Here is a 16,130-nt window from a genome sequence, read left to right on the forward strand (position 1 = left end):
TAAACAACGAGCCCCTCTGAATCTCTCTGAAACAAAGTAGACATCAACTAAACACTATTCTTTACTTTACCTACCGTATGTGCAAAGAGCACATCTACTTCAAAAACTGTTAGCCATGATGATTTTTGCTCATGATCTCTTTACTTTATTCACAAAGTACAAGTCCTGATAAGTTTTTTACGCGAAAAATCCCTATGAAATAAAATATTTCCGTAAAATTTAGCTCTTGTAATTTTCTATAGTTTATTAAAACAAACAATAATGATAACTGAATACAAAAATCTTCAAGTATTGGTAATCACAACAAACGCATACATCTGAAATTTGAAGAAGCCCAAGGCTAGTTATTACAATACCCTTGGGCTAGCCTTATAAATAAAACTATTTTCTAATAGTTAAATTGATCACATATAAATTAAAATGGGTAATGTATTGGAGTATCCATAATGCTTAGCCATTGCAATTCAGTAAACATCTCTAAGTTAGCAGGCCCACCAAAACGTCCACTATTTCCGGAATCTCCTACTCCACCAAATGGCACATGAAACTCATTATTAACAGTCTGGTCATTAATGTGAATCATTCCTGCTTTTATACGTCGTGCGAGATGCATAGCTCGGCTCACAGAAGCAGATTGAATAGCAGCAGCCAAACCATACGGGGATTGAGCAATTAACTCAACCAGCTCGTCTTCTGATGTAAATGTGATCACAGGCGCTACTGGCGCAAAAAGCTCTTCAGAAAAAGCAGGCATTTCTGCTGTCACATTACATAATACTGTAGGGTGATAAAACAACCCTTCGCCCCGCCCACCCGTTACGCGTTTTGCGCCTCGCTCTATACTAGATTGAATAATAGCCTCAATACGCTCTAGTTGTTTGAGATTAACTAAAGGACCTATTGCTGCTGTTTCATCTTTAAAGGGATCAGCGACTTTCAATTGTCGAGCACGTTCAGTAAGCTTTTGCACATAGGCTTCTGCCACGCTTTCATGGACAAAATGACGACCTGCTTGCATACATATCTGACCTTGGTGTAAATAAGATCCCCACGCGCCATTTGAAGCTGCTGCATCTAAATCCGCGTCCTCAAGTACGACAAAAGCATTATTCCCACCTAGCTCTAATGCCACTTTCTTCAGCATTTCTCCGCAAATTTTGCCAATGGATTTTCCTACTGCTGTTGAGCCAGTAAATGAAATCATCGCGCTTTTAGGATGGCGAACTAATGCATCTCCTGCATCAGCACCACCGGGAACTACATGCAAAACCCCTTCTGGCAAGCCTGCCTCTTCAAAAAGACGCGCGATAAGTAGTCCCCCTGTTACACCGCTATGAAAATCCGGTTTCAATACCACCGTATTTCCCAAAGCCAAAGCAGGTGCTACTGACCGCATACTCAGCAACAAAGGAAAGTTCCACGGTGCAATTACACCTACCACCCCTAATGGAACACGACGACATGTATTACGACGCTGTGGCATGCTTGAAGGAAACGTCATCCCATCCGCTTGCATCGGCAAAGCAGAAGCCATATTTAACTGCTCGTATGCAGCATGTAATTCCCACTGTGCTTTCAAATACGTAGAGCCACATTCTCTCACGTTCCACTCAATAAAATCCTTTGCATGAATTTGCAAGAGCTCTGCAGCACGTCGAATAACTCCAGCCCGTTGATCAAAGGCTAGATCTGCCCAAGCAGCCTGGGTTTCAGCTGCTATTGAAACGGCAGTTTCCACATCTTCGCGTGAACCCATACCGAGCTTGAATAACGGCTCCCCAGAAGCTGGCTCTATGGTGTCATGAATAAGCGCTTGACCTTGACTCCATGTGCCTGAAAAGATTTTTCCCTCATACTCTCTAGTATTAAAAAATAAACTCATATTCACCCTCTCCCCTAATTCGTTAAACGATTTTTCTTAAAATTAGATAAAGCCACCATAAATAAAGTCAACACAGCTATTGCTATAAAAAACAAACTAATAGGACGCGTTAACAAAGGAAGGAAGCTGTCTCCATATACAACAAGCCCTGATCTCAAGCTTGACTCAGCGAGAGGGGTTAAAATAAATGCAATAATAAATGGACCGATAGGAATTTTTGCTTTATTTAGCAAGTACCCTAAAACTGAAAAACCCATCATGACAACCACATCAAACATATTGGCTGATACGGAGTAAGATCCAATAAAACAGAAAATAACAATGGGTGGTAACAAGTAAGACTTGTTAACATACATCAGCTTGGCTAGTAATGGGGTAGAGAACCACATAACTACAAGCACCAATAAATTGGCAGCCAAAGCCCCAGCTATAATTACATGGGCAACTTCAGGTGTTTGTACAAACAATAAAGGGCCAGGGTTCAAATCATGAATTACCATTGCTCCTAGCAACATAGCAGTAATCACAGAGCCTGGGATACCCAAGGTAATAAGTGGTACCAACGCACCGACCGCTGCCGCATTATTTGCCGACTCTGCAGCAACAATTCCTTCACTTGCTCCATTACCAAACTGATCTGAGTTTTTAGATGTTGCTTTTGCCACACCATACGAAGCAATGGAAGCCGTTGTCCCTCCTATGCCGGGCAAAATACCTATCCATGTACCAATAATTGAAGAGCGTGTTAAATTCCAACCATTGTCTTTAAAATCTTTGACCTTAAACGCAATTTTGGCAGAGGTAGATACTTTTTCAGTTTTTGTATTGGCCTTATCGCCCACCTCTAGAAATACCTGACTCAGGACTAAAAGCCCCAGCATCACTGGCAATAACGTAAAACCGTTGTCTAGTGAAGTCAAACCAAACGTTAAGCGCAAAGATCCTGATACAGGATCGATTCCTGGCAAGGCAAACAAGGCTCCTAACGCTGCTGCAATCAAACCATTGGTAAATCCATCTTTAGAGATGGCTGCAATGAGCACTAAGGCAACTAAGGTCATAGAAAAGATTTCATAAGGCCCAAACTGTACAGCAAATCGAGACAATGCTGGTGATAGCGTAGCCAATACAACCCAAGCTAACATACCGCCCAAAAATGAAGCGCCCACCCCCAAACCTAAGGCTCGAGCGGGCTCCCCACGTTGCGCCATAGGGTAGCCATCCAGAGTCGTCATGATCGCCGCCTCTGTACCAGGCATACGCATAAGTGTTGCGCTGACTAATCCTCCTGTAGTTGATCCAATATAAATTGCAATAAGCAAAATTAAGGCATCATAAGCATTCATAAAATACGTAGCAGGAAGGGCAAGCGCAATTACCATCGCACCGGACAGACCTGGTATGGCACCAACAAAAATACCGATCATGCTACCTAAGAGGACCCAAAGGAGTCCTCCAAAAGAAAAAACTTCTGTATATGAGGCGAACATCATTTATTCCTTTCTTTGCCTTACAAACCAAAGTAAAAAATCTTAGTAAAAAGATAACTTACCCCTAAAGAAAATAATAAAGCGAAAAAAATAATCTTTATTACGCCTAATACATCATCTGGTTTTTTTAAAAAAACCGTTGATATAAATACAAAAAAGAAGGATGCAATCCAAAATTTTATATTTAAATATAAAACACAAAAAACAAATCCAGATACCAATAAGAATAAAAAAAATGACTTATAGTTATTACCAGAATATTCTTCTCTACTTTTCACCCCAACATTAGCATTAGCCGCTTTAATGGTTTGAGCCAACTTAACTAAAGATAGAAAAAACAAACTAGCTGCCACAACCTTTGGAATAGCCGCTGAACCCAATAACTCAAAATTAGTCTTAGCAAGACCATAAACGCCAGAATAAATTAAAACAGAAAGCGCTAAAGAAACCAGACTAACAAAGAACTCATAACGATATATTATATACTTAGCCATAATCCGTTATCTCCTAAAGACAAACAGCAACTCTACGTTTTAATTGGTTTTCCCGCCTTTAACGGCATCTGCTACCTCGATAAAATCCTCATACTCGGCAGCAATCTCTTGTTTTAGTTGCTCTCCTCGTACAATTTTTAATTTTTCCCCAGACCGGTCTAGGTAGCTCCGCACACGCTCAGAATTGGCAGCCGCCTCTATCGCATCAGCCAAGACAGCAATGTTCTGCTCTGGTGTGCCTTTTGGAGCCCAATAACGGCGGTTTAAGCAAGATTTAACGTCATACCCTAATTCTTTTGCAGTTGGTAAGTCGGGAACCTGCTCATAGCGCTCCTCTCCAAGTACAGCTAAGGGCCGGACTTCCCCTCCACTTCGTTCTATCCATAAAGGAGACATAAGAGCCATATCGGCAAAGCCACCTTTTAAGGCCGTAAAACGTTTAGAAGTCGCTCCTGTGGGAACAACCACCCACTCTGTATCAATTAAATTCATTAAGCGTACGGAAGGAAAATGCGTTGCTCCGCCTATCTCATCCCCCTGACGGAAATTTGCTCCATCTGTTTTCACTTTTTTAAGGAAATCATCGAAGCTATTGAGCGGCGAATCGGCCGCTACCGCCATAAACAAACAAGCCTCACTAACCTGTATCACAGGCTCGAAGTCCAGCGGAGTGTAGTCCACACGCCCTAATGCGGCGGCAGCGAATAGCTCTTGGTGAATTTGTAAAATGGTGTATCCATCTGGTGTCGCTCTTAAGACTTGTCTTGAACCTACCGCCCCACCGGCCCCCGTGGCATTCGTCACCACAAACGGAACGGGAAGCAGCTTTTGTGACTCAATTTCTGATTGAATGGCACGCGCTAACCCATCCGACCCCCCTCCTGCTTCAAACGGCACCACCAATCGTATGGGCTTCTTTGGAAAAGCGTCCTGAGCTGCTACCGGTAAGCTCAACATCACCGCTAAACTTGTTAAAATAGCGCGTAGTGTGAATTTCTTCATTTTTTGTCTCCTGAGTTTTATTTATGAACGGTTAACTCTTTATTTACCTAAGCCACGAGAAGTGGGCTGTTTGGCTAATTCTTTTAATGCTTCTTGATTTAAGCTGAAGCCTAAACCTGGCGTAGTCGGCATCTCAATCCAACCGTCTTTAGGAATCGGTAAGTCATTAAAGATCTGCCTTAAACACTCCACGGCGAAAATGTGATACTCAACCATGCCTCCATTGCTTAAGCCGGCATGTAAGTGCATATTATGGAAGGGCCACGCACCTCCGTTATCGATGCCAATCCCAAATGCTTCGGCCATACCTGCAATTTTCTGGCACTGTGTATAACCACCCGTAATAGCAACGTTGGGTTGCAATATGTCTAATGAACGATTTAACAACAGGTCTTTGAACTTACTGGCTTGACCCTCATTTTGCCCCCCCGCTAAAGGAATACTAGTTTGACGTCGTAAATCACTTAATGTATGGGGGTCGTTGCCTTTAATAGGCTCTTCAAAAAACGAGATGTCATACTCTTCAACACGTTTAGCCAACCAAGCTGCATGATAAAGATCCAAATTGCAGTTTGCATCAATAAACAATTCAGCCTGATCACCGATAGCCTCTCGTAGCAACTTCACGCGCATCACATCTTCGCGTAATAACTCCAACAAAGGCCTAGGCTCGTCTTTGCGCTTTAACGCGCCATGTCCCACCACCATCTTAAATTTACTAAACCCTTGTTTTTCCCAATCTTTAGCTACCGCAACCAATTGCTCTTGATCAAAGAAATCAAAACCAACCGTTGCATACGTCGAGACACGGGACCGAGCCCCACCCAAGAGTTTCCAAACTGGTTGCGTTAGCGCTTGTCCTTTAATGTCCCACAAGGCCAAATCCACCGCAGCAATCGCGTGCATTGCATAGCCTGACTGCCCCCTAGGCGTCATCAGCCAGTACATTTGGTTCCAGATTTGATCGTTACAAAGAGGGTCTTTCCCAATAAGAGCCGGTGTCATAATCTGATTGATGGTGTAAGCAATGACCTCCTCTTCTGTAATGGCCGTCATCCCAACACCAACGTGCCCTTCATCCGTTGTGATTTCCACAATACATACGCCCAATGTCGCTGTACGTTGTGTGTTACAAAAATCAAATGTTGCCGGAATATTCACTGCAGTTGCTTTTACATCAACAATTTTCATGTTTGTCTCCATTAAAATATGTACTACTTATTAAACGTTTCTTGTATACACATGCTGTACACCTAGCTGCCTAACTGAAGCACACCCTAGCTGTGTCAGGCTGTTACTAAACTCATCTTTTAAAATTCGCAATGCTTCCAGAGCTCCATCCTCCCCGTGGGACGCCAACCCATACAAAACTGCCCGTCCACTTAATACAGACGTCGCCCCTAAAGCAATGGCTTTAACGATATCTCTACCTCGTTGTATACCTCCATCCAATAAAATAGGTATAGACTGAGGGAATGGCACCAGGTGTAATGCCTCAAAGGCAGAAATGGCAGTATCGAGTTGACGACCACCATGATTGGATAAAATCACTGCATCCACACCATACTCCACGCACTTCCTAATATCGTCTGCACTTAAAACCCCTTTCACAACCAACTTTTTGGGCCAAAGCTCTCTTAAACGCTTTAAATCCTCCCAGTCGAAAGAGGACTCCATAGAGCGCTGTAAAAGGGCTGCTTTAGCCTGAGGAGTATGTGCTTCTGAGGAGTTCATGTTACCCAGACCCGGTACACCATGTTTCAAAAAATCGTAGCTCCAGGCCGGATGCCTGATTCCATCTAAAACGGTTTTTAAGGTATAGCGAAAAGGCAAGCCAAACCCGTTGCGAATATCCCGTTCGCGTTTACCATTGACGACCACATCCGTTGTCAACACCAAGCATTCGTAATCGGCTGCCAAAGCCCGCCGTACCAAGCTTTCTGCTAAGCTGCGTTCTATAACATACAATTGAAACCACAATTGCCCACCTGCTTGAGCAGCCACTTCCTCAATCGAGTTAGTCGACGCAGTAGAAAGCACAAAAGGAACGCCTGTTTTATCAGCAGCACGTGCTAACGCAATATCACCATTAGGCCAAAATAAGCCATTTAGCCCCGTTGGGGCTATCAAACAGGGAAAAGATATCGAACGATTAAATAACGTGGTGGCCGTATGAACAGACGATAAGTCAGTCAGCCGTTGGGGGATCAGCTGACAGCGATCGTAATCCGTTTTGTTACGCTCTAATGTAATTTCATCCTCAGCCCCACCTTCTAAATAATCAAATACCATTCGTGGTAGACGTTTTCTAGCCTGGCGTCTGAGCTCATAGATTTTTGTCATCCTAAGCCTCTCCTTGTGCTCTAAATCGCTTCCACTTGGGCGTCAATGAGGAAAGGTCCCTTATGTTGCAACGCTTTTTCGAAAGCTTCTTTAAACTCGCGCTTGGTATTAACTTGACATGCCTCTACCGCATAGCCTTTGGCTAGACTCACAAAATCCACTCCGTCCACTTTTAAACCCGGAATTTCATTTACCTTAAAGGACTCAACAAACTGCTGTAAGGCTTTATAGCCTTTATTATTAATAATGATAAAAACAACAGGAATGTTGTAATGAGTCGCCGTCCAGAGCGCCGTAATGTTGTAATGGGCTGATCCATCCCCCACAAAAGCTACGACAGGACGATCTGGCTGTGCCAACTTCACACCTAATGCGGCAGGCATCGCAAAACCAAGCCCCCCAGAGGCCGCAAAATAATAACTGCCAGGCTCCGTCATCCCACCCCGCTCCCACAGAGTAGCAATCGTTGACGTCGCCTCATTTAAATAAACTGTATTCTCCTGCTTAAGCGATTCAACAATATCAAAAACTGACTCGCTACAAAGCACGGTATCATCTACCGTATGGCGTTGAATCACCGGATTATAATTAACTTTTTTTCGATTTTTTTCTGGCAAGATACGTACTAGATCCTTTAGAATCGCGCCGACATCCGCTACGATAGCATTCCCCACAGGTGCTCGTGCTGCCTCTTGATAATCTCCAGTAACAAGAACCAACTCACAGTCTTTGGGTAAATGTGTCCCTGGATCATTTTGATGATATCTAAATACAGGAGCACCAAAAACTACCACTAAGTCATGTCCATCTAGCTTTTGACAGAGGCTAGCGATACCTGCTGGTAAAATGCCCGCAAAACAAGGGTGCGTCGTAGGAAAAGGACAACGAGGAGCTGAAGGAGCTACCCAAGCCGGAGCCCGCAACTTCTCCGCTAATTGCGCTCCAATCGCATTTGCTCGTTGCTGATCGACCTCAGGGCCAAATATTAAAACTGGATTTTTAGCTTGCTGTAATTGTGATCCTAGTCGTTCTACCACTTCGGCACTTGCTTCGCCGCAATACTGCACCATACGTTGAGGTAGAGGCAAAGCATCACTAGTTACCGGCTTGTCCCAGTCATCATATGGAATAGAGACATACACAGGACCTCGCGCCGGAGCCATAGCGGCATGCATCGCGCGACTGAGCACATGTGGCACCTCCTCTGGACTTAAGGGCTCATAGCTCACCTTAACTAAAGGCATAGGTAATAAACTCGCCGCTGTATTTTTTAGCAAAGGATCGGTATAAACCAAGCTACGCGCTTGCTGTCCTGCTGTGACCACGACAGGGCTGTGCGCATTGTACGAATTCGTTAATGCTCCCATCGCATTACCCGTACCTGATGCAGAGTGTAGGTTTACAAAAGATGCTTTACCAGACGCTTGAGCATAGCCATCAGCCATCCCTACCGCAACCCCTTCATGCAGGCACAATATATACTCAAAATCCTCAGGAAAATCCTTTAAAAAATTGATTTCATTTGACCCAGGATTACCAAAAATCTTGTTTATGCCCTGCTTGCGCAGTAACTCATAGACCATTTCTCGAACGGTAGGCAATGGTGCTGACATGATCACTTATCTCCATAATTATTTATATTCTATTTAAATTAACACCCCTCACCTTATTAATCCAATCGATATTTTTTTGTTTTTAATATAGATATCATCTATATTAGAGAGTCATCTCATTTACAGCTTTTTTCAATATGACATCTAAAACAGATCTGAATTTAATTAAAGTTTTTCTTTCGATTTATGAAGGAGGTAGCGTCAGCGAAGCAGGACGCCGCCTACACTTAACGCAGCCCTCAGTTAGCTATGCACTCGCTCGCTTACGAAATCAAATGAATGATCCTTTATTCACGCGCACTCGAGAAGGTATGGTTCCCACCCTAATGGCGGATCAACTCTATCCCATTTTTTTTAAATCGATTAATGAAATTGAAGATGCTTTAGCTTTTACAAAAAAATTCGATCCGGCTAAATCTAGCCGTACTTTCAAACTCGCCCTGTCTGACTTAGGCACAGTCTATTTTCTACCTAAGATCATGAGAGCTCTCAAAAAAGAAGCCCCCTTAATTCGTCTGGAGGTAATTTCAAGCGAAGTGGAGGAAATAGAAAGTTGGTTTCAACGCGAGCGGATTGATGCTGCTGTCGGTAATCTTGGTTTTCTTAAAAAGCGACTTCAGTCTAAAAAAATCATGGATGAAAACTACTCCTGCTTAATCAGCGCTCATCACCCACGTATAACAGAGCACATTAGTTTTGAGCAGTTTGCCCAAGAGCAGCACGTAGAGATCTCTCAAAGCACAGGCCACTTACACATCAGCCACATTCTTAATAAAATTCAATCCGAATCTAAAATCTCGCTCAAAGTTCCACACTATGCGGTATTGCCTAATATTATTGCTGACAGTGATTTGATTGCTTGCTTGCCTACCCGGGTCGCCCAACTCTATGCAAAACAGCACGACAACTTACGTGTGCTCGCTTTACCAATAGATATTCCTACTTTCGAAGTCGGCATTTTTTGGAAAAATCAATTAGAGGAACTTAGTGCTCAAACCTGGTTCTGTCACACCATTTACCGAACACTAATCAATGATCTTGACTACGACTCATAGGGGTCGCAATAAAGACATCGTAACCCTCTTCGGCTCAATGCAAAGGGTCGAGCTCGTTACTCGATAAGGTTGCTATCAGTATCTCAGATAGCGCGTGGGCACGACCAGAGCTAAACCATGCATGATGGCTTTAATACCTAAGGACTCGGAGAGCATATAGGGTAATCGTTATTTGTCGCGAGCATGGTCTCAGTAGCGCTACGGATTACCAATGAAAAAGCTCTAGCACCAAAAAGACGAGATAAAAGACATGTTCAGTAGAGTCTTGCATATAAAGTTACTATCTTTATCTTTCGGAATAATTTGCTCGTCCTCTTAATTAATCTGGCAGGTAAAGTTAAGAAGACGAACTTTACTTAAACACCTAAATAGCGCGTAAGTAATTCTGGATTCGCTAGCAATGTAGCGCTCTCATTAGCCTCAACAACTAAGCCCTTTTCTAACACTACACTACGATTAGTGTGTGCTAATACTTTTTTATAATTTCTGTCTACAATTAAAATTGCCATTCCCGTAGCACTGACAGTAGCAATTACTTTCCAGATCTCAGCCACAATAATAGGCGCTAGACCCTCAGTCGCCTCATCTAAAATCAACACATCTGGGTTTGTCATTAATGCTCTACCTATTGCAAGCATTTGTTGCTCTCCCCCTGAAAGCTGTTGACCTCCATGACTAAGCCGTTCAGCCAAGCGAGGGAACGTCTCTAGCACACGCTCATAACCCCAATCCATTTGTTGACTATACCCAGGGCGAGCTGCAACCATTAAGTTTTCCTGCACGGTTAAGTTAGGAAAGACCCCTCTTCCTTCGGGCACATACGCTACGCCTAATCGTGCAATTTTAAAGGGCTCTACTCCTGTTTTGTCTTGACCTCTTACATACACCTTTCCTGTCGTCGCTTTGACATGCCCAAGCATAGTACGAATTAAAGTGGATTTGCCCATTCCGTTTCGTCCTAATAGCCCTACTGCCTCACCTGGTTTAATTTCAATATTTACACCATGCAAAATATGACTTTCACCATAATGCGTATGGATATGTTCAGCTCGTAACAATGCACTCATTCTTCGTCCTCTCCAAGATAAACACGTTGAACCTCGGCATTATTACGAATTGCCTCGGGATTGCCATAAGCGATGACTTCACCATTTACCATCACAGTGATCTCGTCAGCTATTCTAAAAATGGCATCCATATCATGCTCAACTAACATCATGGCTCTTGATGAACGTAAATCATTTAATAAACACAAAAGCTTTTCTGTTTCTTCTGCTCCCATACCAGCTAAAGGCTCATCTAATAGCAATACAGAAGGCTTGGTTGCTAAGCTCATTGCAATTTCCAATTGGCGTTTTCGTCCATGAGAAAGCTCTCCCGCAATTAAGTTCCTGTCCTCAAGCATACCCACAAGCTCTAAGGACTCATCTGCTAGCTCCACACTATATTTACATTTTTTTGCTGGCAACCAGCTCCACACATTTTGGTGAGTAGCCTGCGCTGCTAACCTGCAGTTTTCATGTACAGTTAAAGGGGCAAATATTGTTGTTCTCTGGTAACTACGCCCTAATCCGGCTTGAGCTCGTTTAGGTTGCGCCCAGCTAGTCACATCCTGTCCGTTAAGTTCAATGAACCCTTCGCTGGGCGGAATTTCACCAGAAATTATATTAATTAGCGTAGATTTCCCTGCACCGTTCGTACCAATCACAGCATGGATTCTACCTTTACATAGATCTAAAGAAACATTTTTAATCGCTTGTAAACCACCAAAGTTACGCTTAATGTTTTTAGTCGATAATAAAACTTGTTTAGTCATATAGAATCCTGTGCCTCTGACAATCTAGTTATTTTATTTTTTGTGAAGCGTACTTTTATCCCAGCAATACCCTCTGGTAAAAAGGCCACTAGCGCCATAATCGCTAGGCCATAACTCAAGTTCCAATGTGATGCGAAGTTCCCGAAAATCTCGTGGGATTGAAATAGTTCCTGAAGCAAAATTAATGCAGCAGCACCTACTATTGCCCCCCATAATCTAAACTGCCCCCCCAGAATCACCATTAATAAAACCAACCCTGATTGCTCCCAAGACAAAATCTCAGGGTTAACATAACCATCTTTAACCACGTATAACAACCCACTTAAACTAGCAATAACTCCAGACATGACATACGCGACAAGCTTATACGCGTAAGTGGGAAAGCCTGCAGATCTCATGCGTTGCTCGTTAAGACGGATACCTGTTAAAGCCGCGCCAAACCGTGATCGCATTACTAAATAAAGTGAAAACCAGACAATGATCAAGCAAACTAAAGAAAAATAGAAAAAATGCAGATTATTGCCAATACTGAAAAGAACTGTGTCTCCTAGTCTTGCTTCTGGCCTAAAATATAGATACGCTCCGTCACTGCCCCCACCTAAATTAGTATCATGAAATATAAAGTAGGCCATTTGCGCAAAAGCCAACGTGACCATAATAAAATAAATCCCCGTGGTTCGAAGCACTAAAGCTCCTGTTACCAAAGCAAAAATTCCAGTCACTACCACTGAAGCAAACAACACCACAAATAGGTTAGCTGGACCCATTTCAGGTGCAACTAATACTGTTGTATAAGCAGCTAAACCAAAGAATGCGGCATGTCCAAGGCTCACCAAGCCTGCTCCACCTACTAAAAGCTGTAGCCCTAGCGCAAATATTGCATAGATAATGATTTCTAAAGCCAAACCTGTGTAGTAACTATTTGCATATAAGGGGAATAAAAAGGCGCACCCAATGACCAAAGCTAAAAAGATATAATTTTTGCTCGTATTGCTTTCCATACCTATTACCCTTGTTTAAACAAACCGTCTGGCTTTAATAGTAAAACTATGGCCATCAGTACATACACCAACATACCTGAAGCGGTTGGGAAAAACACCAGTCCAAATGTACTGACAAATCCAACTAGCATTGCAGCAATAAAAGCCCCTTTAATCGAGCCAATGCCACCAATCACCACAACCACAAAACAAATAATAAGAATAGAATGCCCCATTCCTGGATAGACAGAGGTTACTGGCGCAGCAACAGCACCTGCAAATGCAGCTAATGCAACGCCCATAGCAAATACAATCCGGAACAATCGATTAATATCAATCCCTAAAGCACCGATCATTTCACGATTTGAAGCACCTGCTCGGATTTTCATCCCTAGTCGAGTCCGCACTAAAACCCAATACAGGCCCCCTGCAAGTAAAAGACAAACTGCAGAAATAAATAGCCTATAAACGGGATAAGTCATTACCCCTCCTAAAGAGACAGTGCCGCTCAACCAAGTTGGAACAGTGACTCCATGCACATCATTACCGACGAGTAAACTTCTAAGCTCTTCAAAAACCAAAATTAAGCCATAAGTCATTAACACTTGTTGTAAGTGATCTCGATGGTATAAGTAACTAAAGAAAGCCCACTCTAATACATAACCAATTAACACCGCTAATAAAGTACATAGCAATAAGACAGTAAACAATCCTCCACCTAGGTAATTATTAACTACTGGCTGCAAAGCAAAGGCCATATAGGCCCCAATCATATAAAAGCTACCATGTGCCAAATTAATGATATTCATAATGCCAAATATCAGTGTTAAACCGCTTGCTACTAGAAAAAGTAGCAAGCCGTATTGGACAGCATTTAAGCTTTGTATGAGGAAAATTTTTATTTCCACAAAATCCCTCTTTTCGTTAAATTACAAACGACAACCTAAAGCTGGGTCCTCTAACTTCTCTCTGGCTATAGAAACCATAATATTCTCTTTACCCTGAACCTCACGTAAATAGACATCCTGAATAGGATTTCCTGCTGCAGATAAAGTGAATGTCCCTCTTGGACTATCGATCGTGGCATTACGCATTGCTTTACGTAGTTCTGTTTTATTACTTTTATCTCCGTTAACAGCAGCTAAGCCAGCATCTAATAACTGTGCCGCATCATAGCCCTGCACAGCATAGACATCGGGCACCATATTCGGATGACGTTCTGAGTATGACGCTCGGAAAGCTTTATCTTTTTCTATATTTAAACCATCCGCATAATGCAATGTGGTTAATAATCCTTGTGCGGACTCGCCTTGAGCCTCTAGTGTTCCATCAGTTAGAAAGCCACTACCAAGTAAAGGAACCTCTTTTCCTAAACCTGAACTAGCATAATCTTGAACAAATTTCACAGCTCCGCCACCAGCAAAAAAAGTAAAGACGGCATCGGGCTTCAAAGCGGCTATTTCAGTTAAGATAGATTGAAACTCCACATCAGGAAAAGGCAACAAAAGCTCTTTTACTACTTTACCGCCCTCTTCCTCGAAGCCTTGTTTAAAGCCACTAATCGCTTCTTTGCCCGCAGCATAGTTCCATGTCACGCTAACTACCTTCTCATAACCCTTTTCGCGTGCCACATGCCCCATAGCATAAGCAGGTTGCCAATTCGTAAAAGAAGTGCGGAAAACATTAGGCGCACACAAGGCACCTGTTAACATATCTGCGCCAGCATTAGGAATAATTAATGTGGTATCTGTATCTTGAGCAGCTTTTGCTAATGCCATAGCGACACCAGAGTGGACAGTACCAACTAATACATCTACTTGATCTCGTTTAATAAGCCGGTTTGCATTATCTGATGCTTTTGCAGGGTTAGATTCATCGTCCACACGATAGAATTCAATTTTTTCACCACCTAGGCTACCACCTTGCTCGTCCACATACATTTTAAAACCATTCTCAATGGCTTGGCCTAGGGCCGTATATGTTCCGCTGTAAGGCAGCATAAAACCAACTTTAACCACAGCAAGTGCGGAATGGCTCACTCCTAGCGCCAATGCTGTTGCAAGAAAAGCTGTTTTAATTTTCATATTTGTCTCCATAATCTTTATAAGCAAGATGTAATTTTTTCATTCTAGATTGATTTTTATATTAATCATGCATCTTAGTCTAAGACCATTTAACTCTAAAACTATACAATTTAGGCATGATATCTAAGAGAACGCTATAAAACAGGAGATTTTTTTAACTTTATTATCAATTAGGTATAAACCCTAGTTGGTACATATCCTTTAAAAGCCATCTTTAAAAAAGCTTCTGTTCTCTTAATACTCCATTTTTTAAAATCACTCTTATTTTGATAACTTTTTAAATAGCTATAATTTAATTTTTTAATTTTTATATTGACGGGTTTGTAAAATATTTAAACTATATTTATGCTTATAAAATGCTAAATCTGTTCTGAAACATCCAGTCGGTTTGACCAGCTTAACTATATAGAACAGCTAAGACTTAACCCAAAATGCTACTTATATAATCCTTAATTCCTGAGACTCAATTGCGAAAAGAATTCGCTAGCCCCATTGTCAATTGGGGCAATAGATAATATTTCACTGAACGGATATACAGTTAAAAGGTTAACGTGCGTGTTAGTTTCAACACATAATAAATTAAGCTGTAGGAGAGAAAGGTAGCTAAATCATCTACTGAAGTAATAGCCTACCGACATTTGACCTTAGCAAGAGAGATTAATCTTCAGAGCGACGAAAATACCATAGAATGATATTAGAATACTTTTGTACTCTTACTGAAGCCAAGCTTTTAGAAAGGATCTAGTCATGTCTACCCAAGCCCAGCCTTTAATAGATCGTTTATTTAAGCTCAAGCTAACTATCACTACGGTTGAGTCATGCACGGCGGGTTTGTTGGCTTCGCTTTTATCTGAACACCCAAAAGCGGGCAGCTTATTAGAAAGCGGTCTTGTAACGTATACGCCTGAATCAAAAATGGATCTGTTAGGTATTCACCCTGATATTTTCAAGGAATACAACCTTACCAGTGAAAAAGTAGCTAAAGAGATGGTATTGGGCGCAGCAAAGCTGACTCGTGCTAATACTGTGATCGCTACAACTGGTGTGTTAGATGATACGGCTGAACCTGAAATTCCAGCAGGTACAGTTTGTTTTGCGTGGTTGTATAAAAGGGATGCTACACAGCCTGAACTATTTACGCGCACCCACGTTTTCTCTGGCTCTGAAAAAGAGCGCTGCCAACAAGCGGCCCTGTATGCGCTAAGGCTTGCGGCTGAGCTGTACGAGCAACATGTGACTTGATTCCAGGCAGAACCGCACCTTTGGGTATTAAAGTGATATGCCAGCCTATGGCTCGGTATTATCCGACGAGGCGATTAGAGCTGTATTAGCTTATATTAAAAGCAGCTGGCCTCATCAAGCCCTACAAGC

At 42.3% G+C, this 16,130-nt stretch carries 14 protein-coding genes; 2 read left to right on the top strand and 12 right to left on the bottom strand.

Going from position 1 to position 16,130, the window contains the following annotated elements; genetic code table 11:
* Positions 1-415: 415 nt before the first annotated feature.
* Genes GGR41_RS11225 through mdlC form a run of 7 tightly spaced genes read right to left on the bottom strand, consistent with a single transcriptional unit; the run spans position 416 to position 8,824 of the window.
* Positions 416-1,882, bottom strand: a complete 1,467-nt coding sequence (locus GGR41_RS11225; protein ID WP_167661914.1) for an aldehyde dehydrogenase family protein — start codon at positions 1,880-1,882, stop codon at positions 416-418.
* Positions 1,883-1,896: 14 nt separating this feature from the next.
* A complete protein-coding gene (locus GGR41_RS11230; protein WP_244951467.1) occupies positions 1,897-3,375 on the bottom strand; it encodes a tripartite tricarboxylate transporter permease in 1,479 nt (492 codons plus the stop codon).
* Positions 3,376-3,392: 17 nt separating this feature from the next.
* Positions 3,393-3,866 carry a hypothetical protein gene (locus GGR41_RS11235; protein WP_167661915.1) on the bottom strand — a complete coding sequence of 158 codons (474 nt, stop codon included), beginning with the start codon at positions 3,864-3,866 and terminating at the stop codon, positions 3,393-3,395.
* Positions 3,867-3,905: 39 nt separating this feature from the next.
* Positions 3,906-4,868, bottom strand: coding sequence for a Bug family tripartite tricarboxylate transporter substrate binding protein (locus tag GGR41_RS11240; RefSeq protein ID WP_167661916.1), 963 nt, complete (start codon positions 4,866-4,868; stop codon positions 3,906-3,908).
* A gap of 39 nt (positions 4,869-4,907) precedes the next feature.
* Positions 4,908-6,059 (bottom strand): mandelate racemase/muconate lactonizing enzyme family protein, encoded by a 1,152-nt coding sequence (locus tag GGR41_RS11245; RefSeq protein WP_167661917.1) that lies wholly within the window; start codon positions 6,057-6,059, stop codon positions 4,908-4,910.
* Between the two features lie 30 nt (positions 6,060-6,089).
* Positions 6,090-7,211, bottom strand: a complete 1,122-nt coding sequence (locus GGR41_RS11250) for an alpha-hydroxy-acid oxidizing protein (RefSeq protein ID WP_167661918.1) — start codon at positions 7,209-7,211, stop codon at positions 6,090-6,092.
* Positions 7,212-7,231: 20 nt separating this feature from the next.
* The gene (gene mdlC / locus GGR41_RS11255) at positions 7,232-8,824 is read right to left on the bottom strand and encodes a benzoylformate decarboxylase (protein WP_209279805.1); all 1,593 of its coding nucleotides are present in this window, start codon (positions 8,822-8,824) and stop codon (positions 7,232-7,234) included.
* Positions 8,825-8,961: 137 nt separating this feature from the next.
* On the opposite strand from mdlC, the gene GGR41_RS11260 reads away from it, so the two are divergent.
* Entirely contained in the window at positions 8,962-9,879 is a 918-nt protein-coding gene (locus GGR41_RS11260; protein WP_167661919.1) for a LysR family transcriptional regulator, read from the top strand.
* Between the two features lie 356 nt (positions 9,880-10,235).
* On the opposite strand, the gene GGR41_RS11265 is transcribed toward GGR41_RS11260, so the two are convergent.
* From GGR41_RS11265 to GGR41_RS11285, 5 genes are read right to left on the bottom strand one after another with little or no spacing between them, the layout of a single operon-like run.
* Positions 10,236-10,946: an ABC transporter ATP-binding protein gene (locus tag GGR41_RS11265; protein ID WP_167661920.1), complete on the bottom strand. Its 711-nt coding sequence runs from the start codon at positions 10,944-10,946 to the stop codon at positions 10,236-10,238.
* Complete coding sequence (locus tag GGR41_RS11270; RefSeq protein WP_167661921.1) at positions 10,943-11,695, bottom strand: ABC transporter ATP-binding protein; 753 nt, start codon at positions 11,693-11,695, stop codon at positions 10,943-10,945. Before GGR41_RS11270 ends, GGR41_RS11265 begins: the two co-directional genes overlap by 4 nt.
* On the bottom strand, positions 11,692-12,696 hold the full coding sequence (locus GGR41_RS11275) for a branched-chain amino acid ABC transporter permease (protein WP_167661922.1): 1,005 nt from the start codon (positions 12,694-12,696) through the stop codon (positions 11,692-11,694). Before GGR41_RS11275 ends, GGR41_RS11270 begins: the two co-directional genes overlap by 4 nt.
* Positions 12,697-12,701: 5 nt before the next feature.
* Positions 12,702-13,583: a branched-chain amino acid ABC transporter permease gene (locus GGR41_RS11280; RefSeq protein WP_167661923.1), complete on the bottom strand. Its 882-nt coding sequence runs from the start codon at positions 13,581-13,583 to the stop codon at positions 12,702-12,704.
* Positions 13,584-13,604: 21 nt separating this feature from the next.
* Complete coding sequence (locus GGR41_RS11285; protein ID WP_167661924.1) at positions 13,605-14,759, bottom strand: ABC transporter substrate-binding protein; 1,155 nt, start codon at positions 14,757-14,759, stop codon at positions 13,605-13,607.
* 747 nt (positions 14,760-15,506) lie between these two features.
* Here GGR41_RS11285 and GGR41_RS11290 point away from each other — a divergent pair.
* Entirely contained in the window at positions 15,507-16,001 is a 495-nt protein-coding gene (locus GGR41_RS11290; RefSeq protein WP_167661925.1) for a CinA family protein, read from the top strand.
* The last annotated feature ends 129 nt before the right edge of the window (positions 16,002-16,130 follow it).

Source organism: Paenalcaligenes hominis, from assembly GCF_011927625.1.
Taxonomy (GTDB): domain Bacteria; phylum Pseudomonadota; class Gammaproteobacteria; order Burkholderiales; family Burkholderiaceae_B; genus Paenalcaligenes; species Paenalcaligenes hominis.